General features: G+C 41.3%; 12 protein-coding genes. 11 read left to right on the top strand and 1 reads right to left on the bottom strand.

Going from position 1 to position 21,231, the window contains the following annotated elements; all coding sequences use genetic code 11:
* The first annotated feature begins 95 nt into the window (after window positions 1–95).
* The 8 genes from ACPYIV_RS03580 to ACPYIV_RS03615 all read left to right on the top strand — a co-directional run bounded on the left by ACPYIV_RS03580 (window position 96) and on the right by ACPYIV_RS03615 (window position 14,229).
* A complete protein-coding gene (locus ACPYIV_RS03580; RefSeq protein WP_425885566.1) occupies window positions 96–638 on the top strand; it encodes an RNA polymerase sigma-70 factor in 543 nt (180 codons plus the stop codon).
* Between the two features lie 314 nt (window positions 639–952).
* Window positions 953–1,930, top strand: coding sequence for a FecR family protein (locus tag ACPYIV_RS03585; RefSeq protein WP_425885568.1), 978 nt, complete (start codon window positions 953–955; stop codon window positions 1,928–1,930).
* A 290-nt stretch (window positions 1,931–2,220) separates the two neighbouring features.
* A complete protein-coding gene (locus ACPYIV_RS03590) occupies window positions 2,221–5,628 on the top strand; it encodes a TonB-dependent receptor (RefSeq protein ID WP_425885570.1) in 3,408 nt (1,135 codons plus the stop codon).
* Window positions 5,629–5,641: 13 nt separating this feature from the next.
* On the top strand, window positions 5,642–7,342 hold the full coding sequence (locus tag ACPYIV_RS03595; RefSeq protein WP_425885572.1) for a RagB/SusD family nutrient uptake outer membrane protein: 1,701 nt from the start codon (window positions 5,642–5,644) through the stop codon (window positions 7,340–7,342).
* Window positions 7,343–7,436: 94 nt separating this feature from the next.
* Window positions 7,437–8,834 carry an FAD-dependent oxidoreductase gene (locus tag ACPYIV_RS03600; RefSeq protein WP_425885575.1) on the top strand — a complete coding sequence of 466 codons (1,398 nt, stop codon included), beginning with the start codon at window positions 7,437–7,439 and terminating at the stop codon, window positions 8,832–8,834.
* Window positions 8,835–8,874: 40 nt separating this feature from the next.
* Complete coding sequence (locus ACPYIV_RS03605) at window positions 8,875–10,782, top strand: FAD-dependent oxidoreductase (RefSeq protein ID WP_425885577.1); 1,908 nt, start codon at window positions 8,875–8,877, stop codon at window positions 10,780–10,782.
* A 16-nt stretch (window positions 10,783–10,798) separates the two neighbouring features.
* Window positions 10,799–12,658, top strand: coding sequence for an FAD-dependent oxidoreductase (locus tag ACPYIV_RS03610; protein WP_425885579.1), 1,860 nt, complete (start codon window positions 10,799–10,801; stop codon window positions 12,656–12,658).
* 89 nt (window positions 12,659–12,747) lie between these two features.
* Window positions 12,748–14,229: an alpha/beta hydrolase fold domain-containing protein gene (locus ACPYIV_RS03615; protein WP_425885581.1), complete on the top strand. Its 1,482-nt coding sequence runs from the start codon at window positions 12,748–12,750 to the stop codon at window positions 14,227–14,229.
* Here ACPYIV_RS03615 and ACPYIV_RS03620 read toward each other — a convergent pair.
* Window positions 14,212–14,793, bottom strand: a complete 582-nt coding sequence (locus ACPYIV_RS03620) for an RNA polymerase sigma-70 factor (RefSeq protein ID WP_293739970.1) — start codon at window positions 14,791–14,793, stop codon at window positions 14,212–14,214. The genes ACPYIV_RS03615 and ACPYIV_RS03620 overlap by 18 nt on opposite strands.
* Window positions 14,794–14,935: 142 nt before the next feature.
* Here ACPYIV_RS03620 and ACPYIV_RS03625 point away from each other — a divergent pair, with 142 nt between their 5' ends.
* From ACPYIV_RS03625 to ACPYIV_RS03635, 3 genes are all read left to right on the top strand, one after another.
* Window positions 14,936–15,868 carry a FecR family protein gene (locus ACPYIV_RS03625; protein WP_293739971.1) on the top strand — a complete coding sequence of 311 codons (933 nt, stop codon included), beginning with the start codon at window positions 14,936–14,938 and terminating at the stop codon, window positions 15,866–15,868.
* 236 nt (window positions 15,869–16,104) lie between these two features.
* A complete protein-coding gene (locus ACPYIV_RS03630; RefSeq protein ID WP_425885584.1) occupies window positions 16,105–19,431 on the top strand; it encodes a TonB-dependent receptor in 3,327 nt (1,108 codons plus the stop codon).
* Between the two features lie 12 nt (window positions 19,432–19,443).
* Entirely contained in the window at window positions 19,444–21,144 is a 1,701-nt protein-coding gene (locus tag ACPYIV_RS03635; RefSeq protein WP_425885586.1) for a RagB/SusD family nutrient uptake outer membrane protein, read from the top strand.
* The last annotated feature ends 87 nt before the right edge of the window (window positions 21,145–21,231 follow it).

Here is a 21,231-nt window from a genome sequence, read left to right on the forward strand (position 1 = left end):
GAATTAAAAATTGAAAATTAGGAAGAGGAAAATTTTTAATTTTTAATTCTCAATTTTCAATTTATTCATTACGTTTGTAGAATATTTAACGGAATATGGAAGAGCGGGAACTGATATTATTATTGAAACAGAGCAGCAAAGATGCATTTACGGCTCTGTATAAGCAATACTGGAAACAGGTCTATAATTTCAGCCGCCTTTATCTGACCAATCCCGATGCTGCCGAGGAAGTGGTGCAGGAAGTCTTTATCAAGATATGGGAAACACGTGAATTCCTCCGTGAAGACGACTATTTCAAAGGCTTGTTGTTTATTATCACCCGGAATCTGATCTTCAATAGGCATCGTAAAAACGTGAATGAGGATTTCTACAAAGTGACGGTCCTTGCCGCATTGGAAGAACCGTATGATGTGGAAGAAGAGATAGACGCCCACAACCTCCAGGAATACATAGACCGTCTGATCGACGAATTGCCTCCTCGCCGCCGCGAGATTTTTAACCTGAGCCGTAAAGAACAAAAGAGCTACAAAGAAATAGCCCTCCTGTTGAACATCTCTGAAAAAACAGTCGAGAATCAAATCAGCGAAGCCCTCAAGTATCTGAAGAAGAATATCACATTGCTTCTTCTCTTTATTTAATGCATCTTGTTTTCCTATCTTATTGTCATTTATCTAAAAAAGTGATTGGTTCAAATCGAAACTACTACCGCATCTAATTCGATTTTCTACCCCATCTAATTCAAATTACCCGCAAGGGTAATATTTTTTAACAAACTGGTATCTTTTGTATTTTGCTAAAAATCAAATTATTATTGGAAATCTTCATTTATGAGGGGATATTGTCATATTTTTTAGGAAATTTGTAAGGTTAAGTACTAAAATAATCTGTTTTTTCAGGATCGGATAGGGGGTAGGAGCCACTTGTGTGTATTTATATATGTAAAGCGATTAAAATGGAATACGAAGACAAAAAATATATATTAAAGAAACTGATGCAGGATGCGCTGACCGAAGAGGAGCGCATAGCCTTGCAATCATCCCGCCGGGTGACAAAAGAGATGGAGCGGCAGTGGGACGATGCTCCGGATGCAGTGGGAAACGACCGGCCGGACGAACCGTCCATTTGGCGGAATATTTGCAGGGGGGCTTGGCAGTATGGAGAAGGCAAAAAGGTTGTGTTTTATAAGGTATATAGTATGGTTGCCTCCATCCTGCTGGTATTGGGTGTGGCCGGAACCGCTTACTTCGCATTACAGGACCGGGCGAATGTTCCGATGTATGTCGTAAGTTCCGGCATCCAAAATATGGAATCCGTCTCTTTGCCGGACGGAACGAAAGTGCAGATGGGGCCGGGCAGCCGCCTGACCTATCCTGCCACTTTCTCCGGCAAGACGCGTGAAATAACGTTGGACGGGCAAGCTTTTTTCGATGTGGCGAAGAATCGCGAAAAACCTTTTATCGTCCACACGGAGGATATGAGCGTGGAGGCGTTGGGGACGGCATTCGAACTGTTCAGCTACGATATGGAGAATAAGATAGAAGCGATTCTTCTGAATGGAAAGATAAAGGTGAGTGTGGCGAATAAGGAAACAAACAAAATGGCAGAGTACCTCGTCTCTCCTGATGAAAAAATCTTGATGGACCGGCAAACCGGTAAGATCGTCAAACAGATTGTGGATGCCGACAAATATACCGCCTGGCGCAAACAAAAAATGTTGAGTTTCGAAAACGAAAAACTTTCCATGATCATCCCGCGTCTCGAACAATGGTACGGCAGAAAGGTAATGTGCCAGAAGGACCTGGCGGATAAATACCGGTTTACTTTTAAGGTGAGGGATGAGTCGCTGGAAAAGATACTGATGTTGATTCAACTATCTTCTCCCTTAAAATATAAAGAGGTGGAAGACGGCAATTACAGCTTGACCCGTTAGTTGTAATCTTGAAATAATCTTTTCATAAATTATTTGTAATAGGAATAGGGGGAAAGGATTATTCGTGTGTATTTATATATAAAGAGATTAATTTTGAAATAATAGTATAATATTAAAATAGTAATTATTAAAATTCAAAGAATGCCTATGAGGAAGGAGATTTGTTAACCTAAAAAAATTGGAAGATGTCGGCAAACACCTTCCAATTCGAGATTTCGACGATATGTTCATCCCTAAATGTTCAAACCACGGAGGAACATACTAATATTCATCAAAAACATTACAAAGTTATGAAAAAAAGTAATGAACGGGCACTTTGTGTCCCATTATTAAAAAAAACTAAGCGTATCATGAAACTCACGACCTTATTTTCTTTAGGAGTCGCTTGCTGTATCTCTGCTTCAACTTACGCGCAGGGATATAAATTATCCATGAATAAGCAGAATAGCAGTATCATTGAGATTTTAAAGGACATTGAGAAGAATAGTGAATTTACATTTTTTTTCAATGACAACAGAGTGAATGTGAATAAGAAGGCAAGCATCAATGTAAAAGATGCGACTTTGGATGAAGCGCTAACTCAAGTACTGCAAAATACCGGTTACAATTATCAGATTATAGATCGGCAGGTATTGATAAAGATAGCTCCGTCCTCTGTTTCTTCTGTGCCGGGTGTACAACAGAATCAGAAAGCGATCACTGGCGTTATCAAAGACGTGAATGGCGAGCCGATTATCGGGGCGAACGTCGTTGAAAAAGGTACGACGAACGGTACTGTAACCGATATCGAAGGGAGGTTCTCCCTTAATGTTGCACCAGGTGCAACATTGGTTGTCTCTTATATTGGATATACCACGAGCGAGATTATTATTGGCAGTAAGACAGATCTGGCAATCAGCCTGAAAGAAGATTCAGAAATGCTGGACGAAGTAGTTGTTGTCGGATATGGTACCATGAAGAAAAAAGATTTAACTGGTGCTGTTGCTGCTATTAAAGGCGATGACTTGGCAGCCCGTAAAACGACTCAGTTGTCCACTGCCTTGCAAGGCGCTGCTTCTGGTGTTTTGGTAACTCGCGATAACAGTGCTCCCGGAGCAACAGCTTCCATTAAGATTCGTGGTGTGACGACTATCGGTGAATCCAGTCCGCTGGTGATTGTGGATGGTGTGCCGGGTGATATCAATCAGGTAAATCCGGAAGATGTCGAAAGCATGTCTGTCTTGAAAGATGCTGCATCTGCCTCTATCTATGGTTCCCGTGCTGCTGCAGGTGTTATTGTGATTACAACAAAACGCGCTAAAGAGAACGATCTTTCTCTGAACTATAATTTTGAATATGGTTGGGAGATGCCAACCGAATTACCCGAGTATGTAGGTGCGCAGCGTTATTTGGAAATGATAAATGAAACCCGTTACAATGATAATAATGCAGGAGGTTGGTATCAGGCATATTCTGAAGATCAGGTAAATAATTGGCAGAAATATCATGAAACGAATCCGGATGCTTATCCTATGGTTGACTGGCAAGATGCGATTTTGAAAAGTTCTGCTCCCCGTCAAACACATTCGATCAATATAGCCGGAGGTAGCAAAGCTGTTAAAACAAAGGCTTCATTCCGATATGACAAGACTGACGGTCTCTATGAGAACAGAGGTTATGAACGCTATATGATCCGTATCAATAATGACTTTAAGATAAATAAGTGGATTGAGGCTCATTTGGATGTAAACTATAAGCGTTCAAAATCAGAAGAACCGCATACGAATCCGATGGAGTTGAATTATCGTGCTACTGCTCCTGTTTATGCTATCCGTTGGAGTAATGGTTTGTGGGGGGATGTGAAAGATGGTGAGAACCCTTTGGCCATGATAATGGATGGTGGTTTGAAAACAAGCTGGTATAATCGTTTAGGTGGTAAAGCCGCTATCGATATATCTCCGATTGAAGGTCTGAAAATATCAGGAGTAATTGCTCCTACATATAATTTTGACAAAGTCAAGAGTTTCGTAAAACAGGTACCTTATACGTATGCAAACGATCCGACCACAGTGAAGGGTTATATGGCTAAATACAGAACAACGAAACTGACTGAAAACAGGAATGACAGTTATGATGTGACAACTCAGTTCTTTGCAAACTATAATAAATCATTCGGTCAGCATGATCTTTCTGCTATGATCGGTTATGAAGATTATTATGCTTTTTGGGAAAATTTAAATGCTTCCCGTGACCAGTATGAATTGACAAATTTCCCGTATTTGGACATCGGTCCTGAGTCTTTAAGAGATAATGGTGGAAATGCGGAAGAATATGCATATCGCTCATTCTTCGGTCGTATTGCTTATAGTTATGCTAATCGTTATTTATTGCAGGTGAACTTCCGTCGTGACGGCTCTTCTCGTTTTGCCCCGGATAGCCGGTGGGCTAACTTCCCTTCATTCTCTGCAGGTTGGGTTGTTAGTGAAGAAAAGTTTATGAAGAACTTAAACTGGAATTGGCTGTCGTTTTTGAAGCTGAGAGGTTCTTGGGGTACGTTGGGTAATGAACGAATCACGATGAAAAAGGATAATAAAGATGTTCAAAACTACTATCCGTATCAATCTGCTTTGAATTTCGGTTCCGGATTATTCTATAATGGAAATACAGTCAGTTCTTTATTGACAGCAGCTCAGCAATATTATGCAGTTCGTAATATTTCTTGGGAAACAACGGAAACGTGGGATATTGGTTTAGATGCTAATTTCCTGGATGGACGCTTACATTTTTCTGGAGACTTCTATAAAAAGAAAACAAAAGACATGTTGCTTGCTTTGGAAATTCCGAAATTTATCGGGTATGATAATCCGAGTGTAAATACCGGTAACATGCATACAACAGGTTATGATCTGGAAATCGGATGGCGTGACCAGGTTGGAGATTTCGGATATTCTGTCTCTGCTAATTTGTCCGACTTTGTTTCAAAGATGGGAAATCTTGGCGGAACAGAGTTTTTGGGAGATAAGGTGAAAATGGAAGGTAGCCAATTTGATGAATGGTATGGCTATATTAGTGACGGACTGTTTCTGACACAGGACGATGTGGAGAACTCTCCGAAATTGAATAATAATGTAACAGTTGGTGATGTTAAATATAAAGATATATCTGGTCCGGACGGTGTACCTGATGGAAAGATTTCTTCAGAGTATGATCGTGTACAGTTAGGCGGTTCATTACCTCGTTATATGTTCGGTGTTAATTTCTCTGCTTCTTATAAAGGCTTTGATCTTGCCATGATGTTCCAGGGAGTTGGTAGCCAGAATGCCCGTATCGGAAGGAATATGGTTGAAGGATTGAAGAACAACTGGTGTGGTTTTCCCGGTATTCTGGAAGGTAATTACTGGAGTGTAAACAATAGTGATGGTGAAAATGCGAATGCGCTGTATCCCCGGTTGACTCGTAATAATGTAGATTCCAACATGGCAATGTCTGACTATTGGATGTTTAACGGGAGATATCTGAGAATGAAAAACCTGACATTGGGTTATACGCTTCCTTCTGTATTGACTAAGAAAATAAGTATGGAATCTGTCAGATTCTATGTTTCCGGTAATGATTTGTTCTGTATAAGTAAATTTCCCCATGGTTGGGATCCGGAAGTTAGTTCTACAGGCTACCCTATTACTATGTCGGTATTGTTAGGTGTATCGGTTAACTTTTAAATAATGAAAGAACATGAAACGAAATAATATAATAGTTTGCTTGCTCAGTGGAGTAACATTGTTTACTGCTTGCCATGATTTGGATCTGAATCCGTTGTCTTATGGTTCGACAGAAACCTGGTATTCGAATGAAACTGAAATAGAAATGGCCGTTAATGAATTGTATAGAGATACATTCTGGCCGTTGGATGAAGAGGGAAATACAGACTGGTCTGATGATAATATTTATCGTGAGAATTTGACTCCTTTTCAAAGTTCTACTTTGAATGGTCAGACTGATAAAGTTACGGACTTATGGTCAAAGCAATATAAGGTTGTTTCACGTGCCAATGGTATCATTTTGAAGGCGAACCGTGCTATAGAAGCCGGTGCTGCAGAATCAAAAATTAATGGTTATGTTGCTGAAGCGCATTTTCACAGAGCATGTGCTTATGCTAAATTATCTTCAAAATTTGGTGACGTTCCTTTGGTGGAAGATGATATTGACATCGATAAAGGTATGTCCATGGGACGTACGGATGTAGCAACTGTGAAACAGTTCGTCTATGACGAATTTGATGCAGCGGCAAATGCTTTGCCCACTACATATTCCGGCGTCCAGAGAGCAACGAAAGGAGCGGCTTTGGCAATGAAGGCCCGTTATGCACTTTATATGGGTGATTACGACGTTGTGGTTTCTGCAACTAAAGCCGTTATGGATTTAGGAATCTATTCTTTACATAAAAACTATGGCGATTTGTTCTTAACGGGTACAAAGAATGCGGAAGAATCGATTTTCTTGATTCCACGATCAATTGAATTTAACGTAGTTGTGGATGTACACGGTTGGTTGCCGAGAAATCATGGCGGATATGCTGTTCCGAATCCAACTTGGGATCTGTTTGCTTCATACACATGTACGGACGGTTTACCTATTGACGAATCTCCTTTATTCGATTCACATGATCCGTTTAAAAATCGTGATCCGCGTTTAAGTATGACTATTGTTCCGTTTGGTGAAAACTTTATGGGAATCGAATTTAATCCGCATCCGGAAGCTTTGGAGGTTATGAACTATAAAACAGGGCAGATGATCAAGAACAATGATTCCCGTGCCGTTGCCCAATACGCTTCTTATAATGGATTGGTTTGGAAGAAAGGCATGGATGAAACATGTTTGGAAAATGCCAATAAGATTGATCCGGATAAAATTATTATGCGTTACGCAGACGTTCTGTTAATGTATGCAGAAGCGAAAATCGAATTGAATCAGATCGATCAGTCTGTTTTGGATGCAATGAACGAAGTTCGTGCAAGGGCTTATGGAGTCGATAAATCGGCAGTGGATCAGTATCCGGCATTTACATCTGCAGATCAGAAAACCTTAAGAAGCCAATTGCGTATGGAAAGACGTATGGAGTTTGCCAAAGAGGGGCTTCGCTATATGGATTTGATACGTTGGAGATTGATGGATAAGGTGATGAGTAAGAAGGTTTATATGATGCTTTATCCCGCTTCATTGCTGATAGAAAAGGTTGTGAGCCAAGGTGATTGGTTCTGGCCTTTTGCTCCTGAAATCGATGAAAACGGTTTGGCCGATTTCTCTAAGCTGGAAACTGCGGGTAAAGTCGCTGTTATAGCGCAGAAGAAATGGGATGATCGGCAATATCTGTGGCCGATACCTACCACTGAAATTCTGATTAATCCGAATATGAAGCAAAATCCTGATTATTAATTAATCACTAATTAAAAAGATAAAGGCATTTTATTATTCATAAAAGGAAAATAAAATGCCTTTTCTTTCTATAAATAATAAACAAGATTAGACGATGAGCAATAGAAGAGATTTTGTTAAAAAAGCAGGTATGATGGCTATGGCGGCAGCTATGCCAGATATGGTCGGTTCTGCACCATTGGCTTCCCGCGAGAAGAGTCTGACATTGAAACGTTCTAAAATAATGGTGGACGATCAGTGGGATGTAATCATAGTGGGAGGCGGTCCGGCCGGATGTACGGCTGCTATTGCTGCGGCTCGCGAGGGAGCAAAGACTTTATTGATAGAAGCAATGGGGCAATTGGGAGGAATGGGAACGGCAGGAATGGTTCCTGCATGGTGCCCGTTTTCCGATGGTGAAAAGATCATATACAGGGGATTGGCAGAACAGATTTTTAGAGAATCAAAGAAGGGTGTACCTCATGAACCTGAGAATAAACTGGATTGGGTGAGTATCAATCCTGAATATCTGATGTCTATTTATGATCGGAAGGTAACGGATGCCGGAGCCAAAGTGCTGTTCTTTTCCCGTTTAGCGGCGGTCGAAATGTCATCGGATGATACGATCGATGCCATCATAGTATCGAATAAGGCAGGTTTGGTGGCTTTTAAAGGTAAAGTTTACATAGATGCGACAGGAGATGGTGACCTGGCTGCCTGGGCAGGAGCATCTTTCAAGCGCGGATATGACGAAAAAGGATCTGTACAGATGTCCAGTTTATGCTTTTCTTTTGCTAACATCGATTCGTATGATTATATAAACGGTCCTACCTTGTATGTTTGGAAAGATGAAAAGACGCCGCTCTATAAAGCGGTCCGGTCGGGAAAATATCCATTGGTAGATACCCATTTCTGTAATAATCTGGCAGGTCCGGATGTTATTCAGTGCAATGCTGGACACATGACTGTCGACACGACAGATCCGTGGGCAATCTCTGATGCCATGATATTAGGCCGGCAGAAAGCTGTTCAGTATTTGGAAGCCATGAAAGATGTCCGTCCGTCTACCTTTTCCAATGCTTTTGTAGTGAAAACGGCTTCACTGCTCGGAGTTAGAGACAGTCGCCGGATAGAGGGCGATTATATTTTTACGGTTGAAGATTGGAGACAGAGAAAATCATTTGAAGATGAGATCGGACGGAATTGTTATTATATAGATGTCCATAGTGGCAAACACAAGCCTGAACATTACAAGAAAGGTGAATCTCATGGTATTCCGTATCGTTGCCTAACTCCAAAGGGAATAAAGAATCTTTTGACAGCCGGTCGTTGTATATCGACAGATGAACAGGCTTTTGGTAGTACCCGTGTGATGCCATGTTGTTTAGTGACGGGGGAAGCGGCAGGAATGGCTGCCAAGCATGCAATTGAGCAGACTAAAAATGATGTTCATAAGATAGATACTTCTTTCCTAAGGAAAAGGCTAAAAGAGGAAGGACAACTGATTTTATAGCATAGGATTGTTTTTTCATAACATTATAAATGTCGGTTTTATGAAGCAATGGTGGATTATTATATTACTTATCATATCTTTCCCTCTGAAAGCGGATAATATATTTATTGAAGCGGAAAGTTTTGATAATAGAGGGGGATGGGTATTGGATAACCAGTCTATGGGACAAATGGGATCTCCTTATTTGTTGGCACATGGATTAGGGGTACCGGTTGAAAATGCTTCGACAATGATCCGGGTTCAAAATGAGGGAAAATACCGTATTTGGGTTAGGACCAGGGATTGGGTGAAGCAATGGAATCAGGCAGGCTCTCCAGGACGTTTCGAGTTGTTACTGAATGGAAAAGCGTTGGAAGTGACGTTCGGAACGGAGAAAGCGGAGTGGCATTGGCAAGATGGTGGAATAATTAGGTTGAAAACTGGTGAGAACCGGATTGTACTACGGGATTTGACAGGTTTCGATGGTCGGTGCGATGCTATTTTCTTTACCTCAGCATTAGAGATGCTTCCTCCTGGTGGAAAAGAAGAATTGGCTGCTTTTCGACGGAAAATGTTGGGGCTACCTGTAAATCCGGAAGATGCAGGAGAGTATGATTTGGTTGTTGTCGGTGGAGGTGTTGCAGGATGTTGTGCTGCTGTCAGTGCAGCTCGTCTTGGATGTAAAGTCGCTTTAATTCAGAATCGTCCGGTTCTGGGGGGAAATAATAGTTCGGAAGTTCGTGTTGGGCTTTCCGGATTGATCGCTCAGCAACCTTATCCGAATTTGGGAAATCTTGTGGATGAACTCGGTCCCGTCGGACATTGGAATAATTGGGAAGCCAAACGGGATTCGTCGTCAGTCAGGAGCCAACAGATTATGAAAATCTTACGGCAATATCCTGAAAAGAAAATCCATAATGCAGGGCCGGCTTCTAATTATGAGGATGACAAGAAACTTGCGTTGTTGAAGAACCAGGAAAATTTGAACTTATTTCTAAATATACAGGTCGTTGATGTTAAAAAAGATGGAAATAAGATTGTTTCAGTTATCGGGAAAAATATAATATCGGGAAAAGAATATATATTTAAAGCCCGATTATTTTCTGATTGTACCGGAGATGGAGAGGTCGGATTTCTTGCCGGAGCGGATTATCGTATGGGAAGGGAAAGTAAAGAAGAGACTGGTGAGCCAAGAGCCCCTTTAACAGCCGACCAACTGGTAATGGGGACTTCTGTACAATGGTATGCTGATGACACACGTGATGTTTCTGTTTTTCCGGATTGTCCCTGGGCCATACGGTTTGATGAGACGACTTGTATTCCAATAACACGTGGAGACTGGGATTGGGAAGCCGGTTTGAATAATAATCAGATAACCGAAATAGAATATATTCGGGATCATGCTCTTCGTGCTGTTTTCGGTAATTGGGATTTCTTGAAGAACAAAAGTAAAAAGAAAGAACAGTTTGCCAGGAAGAAATTGGCTTGGGTCGCTTATATAGGAGGAAAACGTGAATCTCGTCGTTTGATGGGAGATCTTGTTTTACGTGAGCAGGATATATTGGATGATATTCAGTATGAAGATGCGGCGTTCACTACGACTTGGGGAGTTGATCTTCATTATCCCAAACCGATACCGGGAATGAAAGAGGAACCGTTTCTTTCTTATTGCGATGTGCAGGATATAAAGCCGTATGCAGTCCCATACCGTTGCCTGTATTCACGGAATATCGGGAATTTATTTATGGCAGGTCGGGATATAAGTGTGACTCATGTCGCATTGGGAACTGTGCGGGTGATGAGAACCGGAGGTATGATGGGGGAAGTGGTAGGAATGGCTGCTTCTTTATGTAAGAAATATCGTACGGATCCCAGAGGTGTGTATGAAAAATATTTATCGGATTTGAAAACTTTGATGAAGCAAGGTATTGGCAAATCGGGTTTTCCGGAAGCAGGAAGTGTTGACTAATGTAAATATATTTATCATGAAAACGTTTATAACATTATTACTATTATTGAGTTTAGGATCGGTAAAAGCGGCAGACCTCTTCGTCGAAGCCGAAAGTTTTAGTAACAAAGGAGGTTGGAAGGTTGATCAGCAGTTTATGGATTTGATGGGGTCTCCTTACCTTTTGGCGCACGGGATGGGTGTACCCGTCGATGATGCATCTACGGAAGTAACGTTTCCGGAAAAAGGAGAATATTATGTATATGTCCGTACGTATAACTGGACTTCTCCTTGGAAAAAAGGGGAGGGACCTGGAAAATTCAGCTTGTCTGTCGGAGGAAAGAAGATGACTTCTCCATTGGGAGCGGAGGGTTCTGCCTGGATGTGGCAGATAGCTGGAAAAGTGTCTGTCAAGAATCTGAAAACTGTAATCAAGCTGCATGATTTGACGGGATTTGACGGTCGTTGTGATGCGATCTACTTTACCACGGAAGCAGGAAAGATGCCGCCATCGGATATCAAGGAATTGGAAGCTTTTCGCCGTAAAGCATTGGGGCTTCCGGATGAAGCTCCGGTTGAGGGAAAGTATGATTTGGTTGTAGTTGGAGCCGGTATAGCAGGGATGAGTGCCGCAGTATCGGCCGGCCGTCTGGGTTGTAAGGTGGCTTTGATCAATGACCGTCCTGTGGTAGGTGGAAATAACAGTTCGGAGATACGTGTTCATTTAGGAGGTCGTATCGAAGAAGGAACTTATAAGGAACTTGGCGGTCTGCAGAAAGAATTTGGTCCGGAAAAGGGAGGAAATGCCCAACCGGCAGAATATTATGAAGATCAGAAGAAAATGGATTGGTTGGCAGGTGAGAAAAATGTATCCCTTTTCCTGAACTATCGCGCGATAGGAGTGACAAAGGAAGGCGATAAGATCACATCGGTTGTTGTCAAACATATCGAGAGCGGTAAAGAATTAAAATTCGAGGCACCTCTGTTTTCTGATTGTACGGGAGACGGGACGATCGGTTACCTGGCGGGGGCTGATTACCGTATGGGGCGTGAAGGTCGTGACGAGTATGGTGAGAGCATCGCTCCGGAGAAAGCAGATAAGTTGACAATGGGCTCTTCCGTACAGTGGTACTCTGTGGATAACAAGAAATCGAGTCCTTTCCCGGAGTTCAGTTATGGAGTGGAGTTCAACGACAAGAATTGTGAGAAGGTGATGATGGGAGAGTGGACCTGGGAAACCGGAATGAACTTCGACCAGATCAAGGACTTCGAACGTATCCGTGATTATGGAATGCTGGTTGTCTATTCAAACTGGAGTTATCTGAAAAACCGTATGAAGGAGAATGACCAGTATAAGAACCGAAAATTAGGTTGGGTCGCTTATGTCGCTGGCAAGCGTGAATCGCGTCGCTTGATGGGTGATTATATCTTGAAAGAGGATGATATCACCAAAAACGTAGCTCATGAAGATGCCTCTTTCGCCACGACATGGAGTATCGATTTGCATTGGCAGGACCCCAAAAACAGTGAGCATTTTCCCGGCAACGAGTTTAAGGCCGTGACGAAGCATATCCTGATCCATCCGTATGCCGTGCCGTATCGTTGTTTGTATTCGCGTAACGTGGACAATTTGTTTATGGCCGGGCGCAACATCAGTGTCACCCATGTTGCACTGGGAACTGTCCGTGTGATGCGCACGACAGGTATGATGGGAGAAGTGGTTGGTATGGCTGCCTCCTTGTGTAAGAAATATGGTGTGACACCTCGAGGCGTTTACCGTTCTCATCTGGATGATCTGAAGACGTTGATGGAGGAAGGTGTGAACAAGAAAGGATTGCCGAACAACCAGCGTTATAATGAAGGCGGTATGTTGAAAGACAAACCGGTTGTCCAATAATCAGAAAAGTATTCCATCGCTATGTATTTTCAGATGCATGGCGATGGATTTTTTATACATGCCCATAAAATTTTGCAAGCCTAAAAATCATGAAACATAGATTTCTTTATTTATATCTGTTATTCTTTTCTTTGTTGTGCAGAGACGCACGACCGTGCGTCTCTACTGCTATCGGACAGGAGAAAAAACAGGAACGGTTTACCCTGATGGGATTAGGAGATTCCATTACGGAAGGGGCGGATTTCTTCACTTGCTATTTGTATCCGCTTTGGGAGAAATTGTTTACAGCCGGGTATCAATTTGATTTTATCGGTCCCCGTGAGAGCAAATGCCGGATCGGGACGCTTAATCATTGTGGTTTCAGTGGCAAGAATGTGGAATTTTTGGAGTCAAAGATCGACAGTCTCTATCGTATTTATCCGGCAGATATTGTTTTGCTTCATGCCGGTCACAACCATTTTGTTGAAGAAAAACCGGTTCCCGGAATGATTGCTTCCTATAAGTCGATTATTCACAAAATACAGGAGATCAACCCGAATGTACGTATTTTGATCGCCCAGGTAATTCCCAGCGGTAAACTGCCCAAGTATTCGTACATCTCGGAATTGAATGAGAAGATTGCGGAAATGGTTGCCGGATTAGACTCTGGACATGTTTTTCTTGTAAATCAGGCTCAGGATTTTGATTGGCAGAAATATACGGTACATGATAAAGTACATCCGAATAAAGCCGGAGCGGAAAAGATGGCGTCTATCTGGTTCGAAGCCTTGAAGAAAGTCTTGGCTTCGCCGGAAACGGCGTTCTCTCCTGAAATAGTCCCGTATAAGACATTGGTAAAAGGAGATTCTCTGACTCTCCATATCTTTAAGCCCCGGAATGTGAAGACAGGGGAGAAAAGGCCGGCCATCGTGTATTTTTTCGGAGGAGGCTGGAAGTTAGGTACCCCGATTCAGTTTTATCGTGAATGTGCTTATTACGCCTCTAAGGGAATGGTTGCCGTATCGGTTGATTACCGGATAGAATATCTGCACCACTCGACACCGTTCGAGAGTTTCGATGATGCTAAAGATGCGATGCGTTGGTTGCGCCACCATAGTTCGGCGTATCAGATCGATCCGGATAAAATTGCCGTGGCGGGCGGTTCTGCCGGAGGTCATTTGGCTGCTGCACTCGGGACTGTCGGGAGCGACGAGCCGGCTTCGGCAGATTACAAGCCGAACCTTTCCATTTTATATTATCCGGTTGTAGATATGGTTTCTCGCGGTTATGGTTTTCCAGAAATAACAAAGGATTTTGAAGAAATCTCACCGATCCATCACATAACGGCAGGTACTCCTTCCAGTCTTATACTGCTTGGAACAAAAGACCCTATCGTACCGGTCAAAGTAGTTGAGTCGTATAGGGACAATCTTTTGCAAAAGGAGGTAGATTGCGAACTTCATCTTTTTGAAGGAGCTGGACATCCGATCTTTTTATACAGGAAGCCTCTCACGGAAAATTACTATAGGGTCCGGGAACTGACGGATGCTTTTTTGAAAAAGAATGGTTTTTTGCTATTGAAACAGGAATAATAGAACCGGAAGATAATCTTTCAGTTCTTTTTTCAAGATATCGAGCGCTTTATTCCGGTAGCGCTCGACTGTACGGACGGAAACACCCATTATTTCCGCTATTTCGTCCATACTTTTTTGTTCCATCCGGCTCATCTCGAAAGCCATTCTATATTCCGGCGGCAGTTTGGTTAAGGTTTGTTCTAATAGTGTTTCAAGTTCGTTTAACATAAACAGATCTTCTTCTCCATTGGAATAAACCGGAGGATTATCAATAATCTTATTCTGGTAATCCTGTATGTAGCCTTGCTTTCTCAGATAGTTCAGGCTTAAATTTTTTACGCAGGTAACCAGATAATTTCGGGCGGAAATATTAGTTGCTATAGACTTTCTCTTTTCCCAAATATTGAAAAAAACATCCTGCACAATATCTTCCCGTATAGCACGATCTTCGATATAACGTTTGGCAAACAGACAAAGAGCTGCATAGTAGTGTTCAAACAAAGAACGATATGCAACTTCGTCATCGTTTACGGATATACTCCATAAGAGATGATCTACATCGGGAATATTGGTGCTTTTCATTTTAGTAAGAAGTATTCTATTTCTTCCTGTGTAGACAAAAGTAGCGAAATATAAGAAATGTAAAAATATTTTTTCAATAAAAAGACAAAAAGTGTGTCGGGTTTGTCTGATTCGTGTGTCTATTAGTAAAAGAAGATAGAAAATGAAAGAACATACAGATAATATAGAAAACGCAATTCGTGTAGCTAAGGCTATCGAAAATGATATTCGTGAATATAAATCTTTCGATGTACAAGCGGCATATCAGAAAAACAGGAAAAGGCTGGATGTTGAACGGAGAAAACATTCTTTTACTTTCTATATATTGCGGATTGCAGCCATTTTGTTGTTGCCCTTGACTGTCTCGACAGGAGTTTTGTCTTATTTATACATCCGGCAGTCGAATCAAATCGAAACAGTTTCTTATTTGGAAGCTTCGTCTGCTCCGGGCATTGTTACACAAGTTTTGTTGCCTGACAGTTCAAGGGTTTGGTTGAATGCAGGAAGTACACTCCGCTATCCTGCCCGTTTTACGGAAAAGGAAAGAAATGTCCGGCTGAGCGGTGAAGGGTATTTTGAAGTACAGTCTGATAAGGAACATCCTTTTTATGTCTCATTAGATAATGGAATAAAGGTCAAAGCACATGGAACTAAATTTAACATAAATGCTTATGAAGAAGATAAGATTATGGAAACGACTTTGGAGAACGGGCTGGTAGATATTTTGGCAGGTTCCAACACCATACCGTTAAAACCGAACGAACAAGTTTGTTATGAAAAGGACAATAAGCGTTTCACCGTCAGTTCCGTCAATATAGATGAAAAAACAGCATGGAGGGATGGTAAACTGATTTTCCGTAATGCCACGCTTGAAGAGGTTCTTAAAAAATTATCCAGAAAGTATAACATCGATATCAATTTGCACAGGGAAAGCCAGAAAGACTATAAGTTCAGAGCTACTTTTTCTTCGGAAAATATCATACAAATATTAGATTACCTGCGAATGGCAGCTCCTATAACTTGGTCTTTTGCAGATACGAAACAACAGCAAGACTATACTTATCCGCGCCAACGGATAGATGTTTGGCTGAAATAGTAATGAACATGTCGAATTTAAAAAGAAAGGAGAAATAATTATGATATAAATCTTAGATCGATATTAAATAAAAAGCAAGGCAAGTATAAGCGCCAACTCATACCTGCCTTAAAAAAATAACTAATCAAGTACGACGCCAATCGTACTCAAGTTTTAAATCCAAATACAAAGTTATGAATTTTTCAAGATCAGTAAGGGAAAATACCCCATATTATTTACTTAAATTGATGCATATTATGAGAATAAGCTTATTTTTACTATTCATCGTGATTGCTCAGCTGCGTGCAGAAAGTTTGTATTCGCAAAATACAGCCATTAATTTATCGCTCCGAAACGTAACAGTCGAGCAAGTGTTGGATCAGATCGAGAGGGATACGGATTTTTCATTTTTGTTTACAGACAAATCTGTCGATACGGATAGAAAAGTTAATATGAATATTCGTTCGAAAAGTATTAGCGAGACATTAAATGTATTATTCAATGGGACGGATGTAAACTACCGTATTGTAGACCGGCAAGTTATTTTATCAAATAAGAAATCTCATTCTGACAGTGTAAATCAGTCTAAACAGTTGACCGGTATAATAAAAGACGCCAATGGTGAAACTGTGATTGGTGCTAATATTGTGGAAAAAGGTACGACTAATGGTACGATATCTGATGTCGATGGAAAGTTTTCGCTCAATGTAGCACCGGGTGCTACATTGGTAATAACCTATATAGGTTATATATCGCAGGAAATAAAGGTTGATGGCCGAAATTCTTTTTCTATTGTTCTGAAAGAGGATTCGGAAATGCTCGATGAAGTCGTTGTTGTCGGTTATGGAACCATGAAGAAAAAAGATTTGACAGGAGCGGTTGCCGCAGTTAAAGGCGATGCTTTGGCTTCCCGTAAGACAACCCAATTATCAACGGCTTTGCAAGGTGCTGTTGCCGGAGTGACGGTGACGCGTGACAATAGCGCTCCGGGTGCGGCTGCAGGTAGCATCAAAGTACGTGGTGTCACGACTATCGGTGACACAAGTCCATTGGTTATTATAGATGGTGTACCGGGAAGTATCAATGATGTGAACCCGAATGATGTGGAAAGCATGTCTGTATTGAAGGATGCCGCTTCTTCTTCCATTTATGGTTCGCGTGCTGCTGCCGGTGTTATCCTCATTACGACGAAGCGTGCAAAGGATAAGGACCTTTCGATCAATTATAATTTTGAATATGGTTTGGAAATTCCGACTAAACAACCGAAATATGTAGGCGTTAAGCGTTTTTTGGAAACGACCAACGAGTTGCGTTACAATGATAATAAATCGGGAGGATGGAACCAGGCCTATTCAGAGGATGATGTCAACAATTGGGAAAAATATAATCAGACGGATCCTGATAAATATCCGATGACGGATTGGGTTGGAATGATTTTAAAGGGATCGGCCCCCCGGCAGACACATACGATTAGTGTGGCTGGTGGTTCAAAAGCTGTTAAGTCGAATGCTTCGTTCGTATACGACAAGGTAGACGGGTTGTATGCAGATCGTTACTATGAACGGTTTATGATACGTGCAAACAATGATTTTACGGTGAATAAGTATTTGGGAGCAACTTTAGATTTCAACTATAAGCGGACGAAAAATCATCAGCCCTATTATTCCCCGTTTTCGAATATGCGTTTGGCTCCGATGATCTATCCGGCTGTTTGGGCAAACGGAGAATATGCCAGTGGTAAAAACGGTAATAACCCTTATGCTCTTACGAATTCCGGTGGTACTAAAGACGAATGGTATAATAAGGTCGGTGGCCGTGCAGCAATAAACATTACACCTCTTGAGGGATTGAAGATTTCCGGAGTAATAGCTCCCAACTATACTTTTACAAAAAATAAGGACTTTCGCGAAGCTGTCTCTTATTCATTGGAAGATGACCCGAATACAATAGGTGGCTATATGGAAGGTTATAATACGACAAAATTATCTGAAAAAAGAAACGATAGTTATGACGTAACGATCCAGGGAATTGCAAATTATATGAAGACATTCGGCAAACACGATTTAAATGTGATGGCCGGTTATGAAACGTATCGTTATTTTGGTGAAAATCTGGGAGCTTCCCGTGATCAATATGAACTTAATAATTTCCCTTATTTGGATATCGGTCCTTTGGATCTCCGGGATAATAGCGGAAGTGCCGTGCAGTTGGCTTATCAATCCTGGTTTGGTCGTGTCGCTTATAATTATGATAATCGATATCTGTTACAGGCGAATGTGCGTTATGATGGATCTTCCCGTTTCCATACGGATTATCGTTGGGGTGTTTTTCCTTCTTTTTCTGCCGGTTGGGTGATGAGTGAAGAGGCATTTATGAAAAATGCGGATATAGACTGGTTGTCTTTCTTGAAATTGAGAGCCTCTTATGGTACCTTGGGTAATGAGAGAATCACGGATAAAGACGGTTATGCGTTGTATTATCCCTATCAGGCATTTATCAATTTTAGTGATGTATTGTTTTATCAGAATGGTACGATAGTACCCGAATTATCAGCTGCACAGTGGGCATATGCAGTAGAAAATATCTCTTGGGAGACGACAAGTTCTGTCGATGTCGGGTTGGACGCTACATTCTTTAATAATCGTTTGCGTTTTACTGCCGATTATTATAACAAGCAGACTAAGGACATGTTGTTGGCTTTGGAGATTCCAGATTATGTAGGATTTGACAATCCTCAGCGGAATACGGGTAAAATGTATACTAATGGATATGACCTTGAACTTGCCTGGAATGATCAGATCGGTGATTTGACGTATGGCATTTCTGCCAATTTCTCTGATTTTGTTTCTAAAATGGGAGACTTAGGAGGTACTGAATTTTTAGGAGATCAAGTTAAAATGGAAGGCAGTGAATTTAATGAATGGTATGGTTATTTGAGTGATGGCTTGATATTGACGGAAGAAGATCTGAATGGTCCTAAATTAAATAATAACGTACAACTTGGAGATGTGAAATACAAAGATATTTCCGGACCGGATGGTGTTCCGGATGGTAAGATTTCACCGGAATATGACCGTGTACTGTTGGGTGGCTCTCTTCCGAGATTCCAATATGGAGGGGCATTGAATTTAAGTTATAAAGGGTTTGATTTTTCTTTGGCATTTCAAGGTGTTGGACGGCGCAATGCACGTTTGTCTTCAGCAATGGTACAGCCGTTGCAGTCTAATTGGGGAAACACACCTGCTATCATTGACGGTAATTATTGGAGCGAAAAGAATACGGAAGCTCAGAATGCACAAGCGTTTTATCCCCGTTTGACGTATGCTAATGCAAGCAACAATTATGCAATGTCAGATTACTGGATGTTTAAAGGCCGTTATTTCCGTTTGAAGAATCTCACATTCGGATATACATTACCGGCTGCATGGACTGAAAAAGTAACGATCAAACAGGCGCGTATTTATATTGCAGCCAATGATCTGTTCTGCATCAGTAGATATCCGAGTGGTTGGGACCCGGAAATGGGAAGTTCTTCTTATCCGATCACAACATCTTTGTTGTTTGGTTTGTCTGTTAAATTTTAAAAGAGTGAAAAGATGAAACGTACATTAATTATATTATTAGGATGCTGTTTAGGATTGAGTTCATGTTATGAATTGGATTTAAATCCACTGTCACAGGCATCCAGTGAGAACTGGTACTCCAGTGAAACGGAAATAGAAATGTCTGTCAAAGACTTTTACCGGGATGATTTCTGGCCTTTGGATAATGAAGATAAGACTGATAATTTTATTTACAGAGAGACTCCGTCTGAAATCATAAAAGGAACCTTTAACGGACAAAGTAGTGATGTGACGACTTTGTGGGCTAATCAGTACAAATCCATAGCTCGGGCAAATACGATTCTGGCTAATATGGATAAGGCTGCAAGTATGGGCATATCAGAGGTTAAATTGAAGCAGTACGAAGGAGAAGCTTTGTTTCAACGAGCCTCTTGTTATGCTCGGTTGGTCACTTATTTCGGAGATGTCGTTTATGTAACAGAGGTGGTTGATATAGAAGAAGCTTTTACGCTTGGACGAACTCCGAAGTCAGAAATTGTACCGAAGATATATGAGGATTATGATAAAGCAATAGAAAACTTGCCCGAACAATATTCCGGTCTGTCTTCACAACGTGCTACAAAAGGGGCGGCTTTAGCCTTGAAAGCTCGTTTTGCTTTGTATATGGGAGATTGGGAAATTGTCGCTGATGCAACTAAAAAATGTATGGATTTAGGTATTTATAAATTGCATAAGGATTATGCAGACCTTTTCCTAAGTACGACAAAAAATTCAGAAGAATCGATTTTTCTCTTGCCCCGCTCCATTGAATATAAAGTTACGTTAGGAAACTGGACGGTTATGAATGAAATATCAAGAAATTCTGGTGGTTGGGGTGCATTTGCTCCTTCTTGGGATTTACTTGCTGCGTATACCTGTACCGATGGCTTGCCGATTGATGAATCACCTTTGTTTGATCCTCATGATCCGTTCAAAAATCGTGATCCTCGCTGTATGGCAACCATAGTGGAGTTTGGTACCCGGCATCTTGGCTTTGAATATAATCCGCATCCGGATGCTGTACAAGTAATGAATTATAACACAGGAAAGATGCAAAAAAACAATGATGCTCGTGTCAATGCCCAATTTGCTTCCTTCAACGGCTTGTTGTGGAAAAAGGGGATTGATGAAACGTGGTTGGAAAATGGAAAGGATGTGGATCCTGATAAAATTATTATCCGGTATGCAGATGTCCTGTTGATGTATGCCGAAGCAAAAATAGAATTAGGGCAGATCGATCAGTCTGTTTTGGATGCAATAAATCAAGTTCGTGCAAGAGCCTATGGCGCAGATTATACCAATACAGGAGCTTATCCGGCAGTAACAACTACCGATCCACAAAAATTGCGTACGATCTTGCGTACGGAACGGCGGGTTGAGTTTGCCAAAGAAGGATTACGTTATATGGACTTGATCAGATGGAAATTGGCAAGCAAAGCGTTGACTCGTCCGAATTATGGAATGTTGTATCCGGTTGATCTGTTAAGAGAAAAAGTGGTAGATAAAGAGCTATGGTTCTGGCCGGGTATTCCGCAAATAGATGAAGACGGTATTCCTGATTTTTCAGTTATGGAAAAGGCCGGCTTGATAGCCCCGATGTCGCAGCGTATGTGGAACGACCGGCAGTATTTATGGCCGATTCCGACCAAAGAAGTTTTGATTAACGAAAATCTGAAACAAAATCCAGGATATTAATAGTTTGTATATAATTATTAAGGCTCCTTTTGATCTTTGTTTAAACGAGTAGGAGGGAGCCTTTATTCTAACGTTATATTAGTAGAA

The sequence above is a fragment of the Parabacteroides vesiculifaciens genome (assembly GCF_049860805.1).
Lineage (GTDB): Bacteria > Bacteroidota > Bacteroidia > Bacteroidales > Tannerellaceae > Parabacteroides.

Excerpts from the sequence above, each read along its gene's own strand:
- ACPYIV_RS03580 (WP_425885566.1), top strand. The coding sequence starts at position 96 with ATGGAAGAGCGGGAACTGATATTATTATTGAAACAGAGCAGCAAAGAT.
- ACPYIV_RS03615 (WP_425885581.1), top strand. The coding sequence starts at position 12,748 with ATGAAACATAGATTTCTTTATTTATATCTGTTATTCTTTTCTTTGTTG.
- ACPYIV_RS03630 (WP_425885584.1), top strand. The coding sequence starts at position 16,105 with ATGAGAATAAGCTTATTTTTACTATTCATCGTGATTGCTCAGCTGCGT.
- ACPYIV_RS03605 (WP_425885577.1), top strand. The coding sequence starts at position 8,875 with ATGAAGCAATGGTGGATTATTATATTACTTATCATATCTTTCCCTCTG.
- ACPYIV_RS03585 (WP_425885568.1), top strand. The coding sequence starts at position 953 with ATGGAATACGAAGACAAAAAATATATATTAAAGAAACTGATGCAGGAT.
- ACPYIV_RS03625 (WP_293739971.1), top strand. The coding sequence starts at position 14,936 with ATGAAAGAACATACAGATAATATAGAAAACGCAATTCGTGTAGCTAAG.
- ACPYIV_RS03635 (WP_425885586.1), top strand. The coding sequence starts at position 19,444 with ATGAAACGTACATTAATTATATTATTAGGATGCTGTTTAGGATTGAGT.
- ACPYIV_RS03600 (WP_425885575.1), top strand. The coding sequence starts at position 7,437 with ATGAGCAATAGAAGAGATTTTGTTAAAAAAGCAGGTATGATGGCTATG.
- ACPYIV_RS03620 (WP_293739970.1), bottom strand. The coding sequence starts at position 14,793 with ATGAAAAGCACCAATATTCCCGATGTAGATCATCTCTTATGGAGTATA.
- ACPYIV_RS03610 (WP_425885579.1), top strand. The coding sequence starts at position 10,799 with ATGAAAACGTTTATAACATTATTACTATTATTGAGTTTAGGATCGGTA.
- ACPYIV_RS03595 (WP_425885572.1), top strand. The coding sequence starts at position 5,642 with ATGAAACGAAATAATATAATAGTTTGCTTGCTCAGTGGAGTAACATTG.
- ACPYIV_RS03590 (WP_425885570.1), top strand. The coding sequence starts at position 2,221 with ATGAAAAAAAGTAATGAACGGGCACTTTGTGTCCCATTATTAAAAAAA.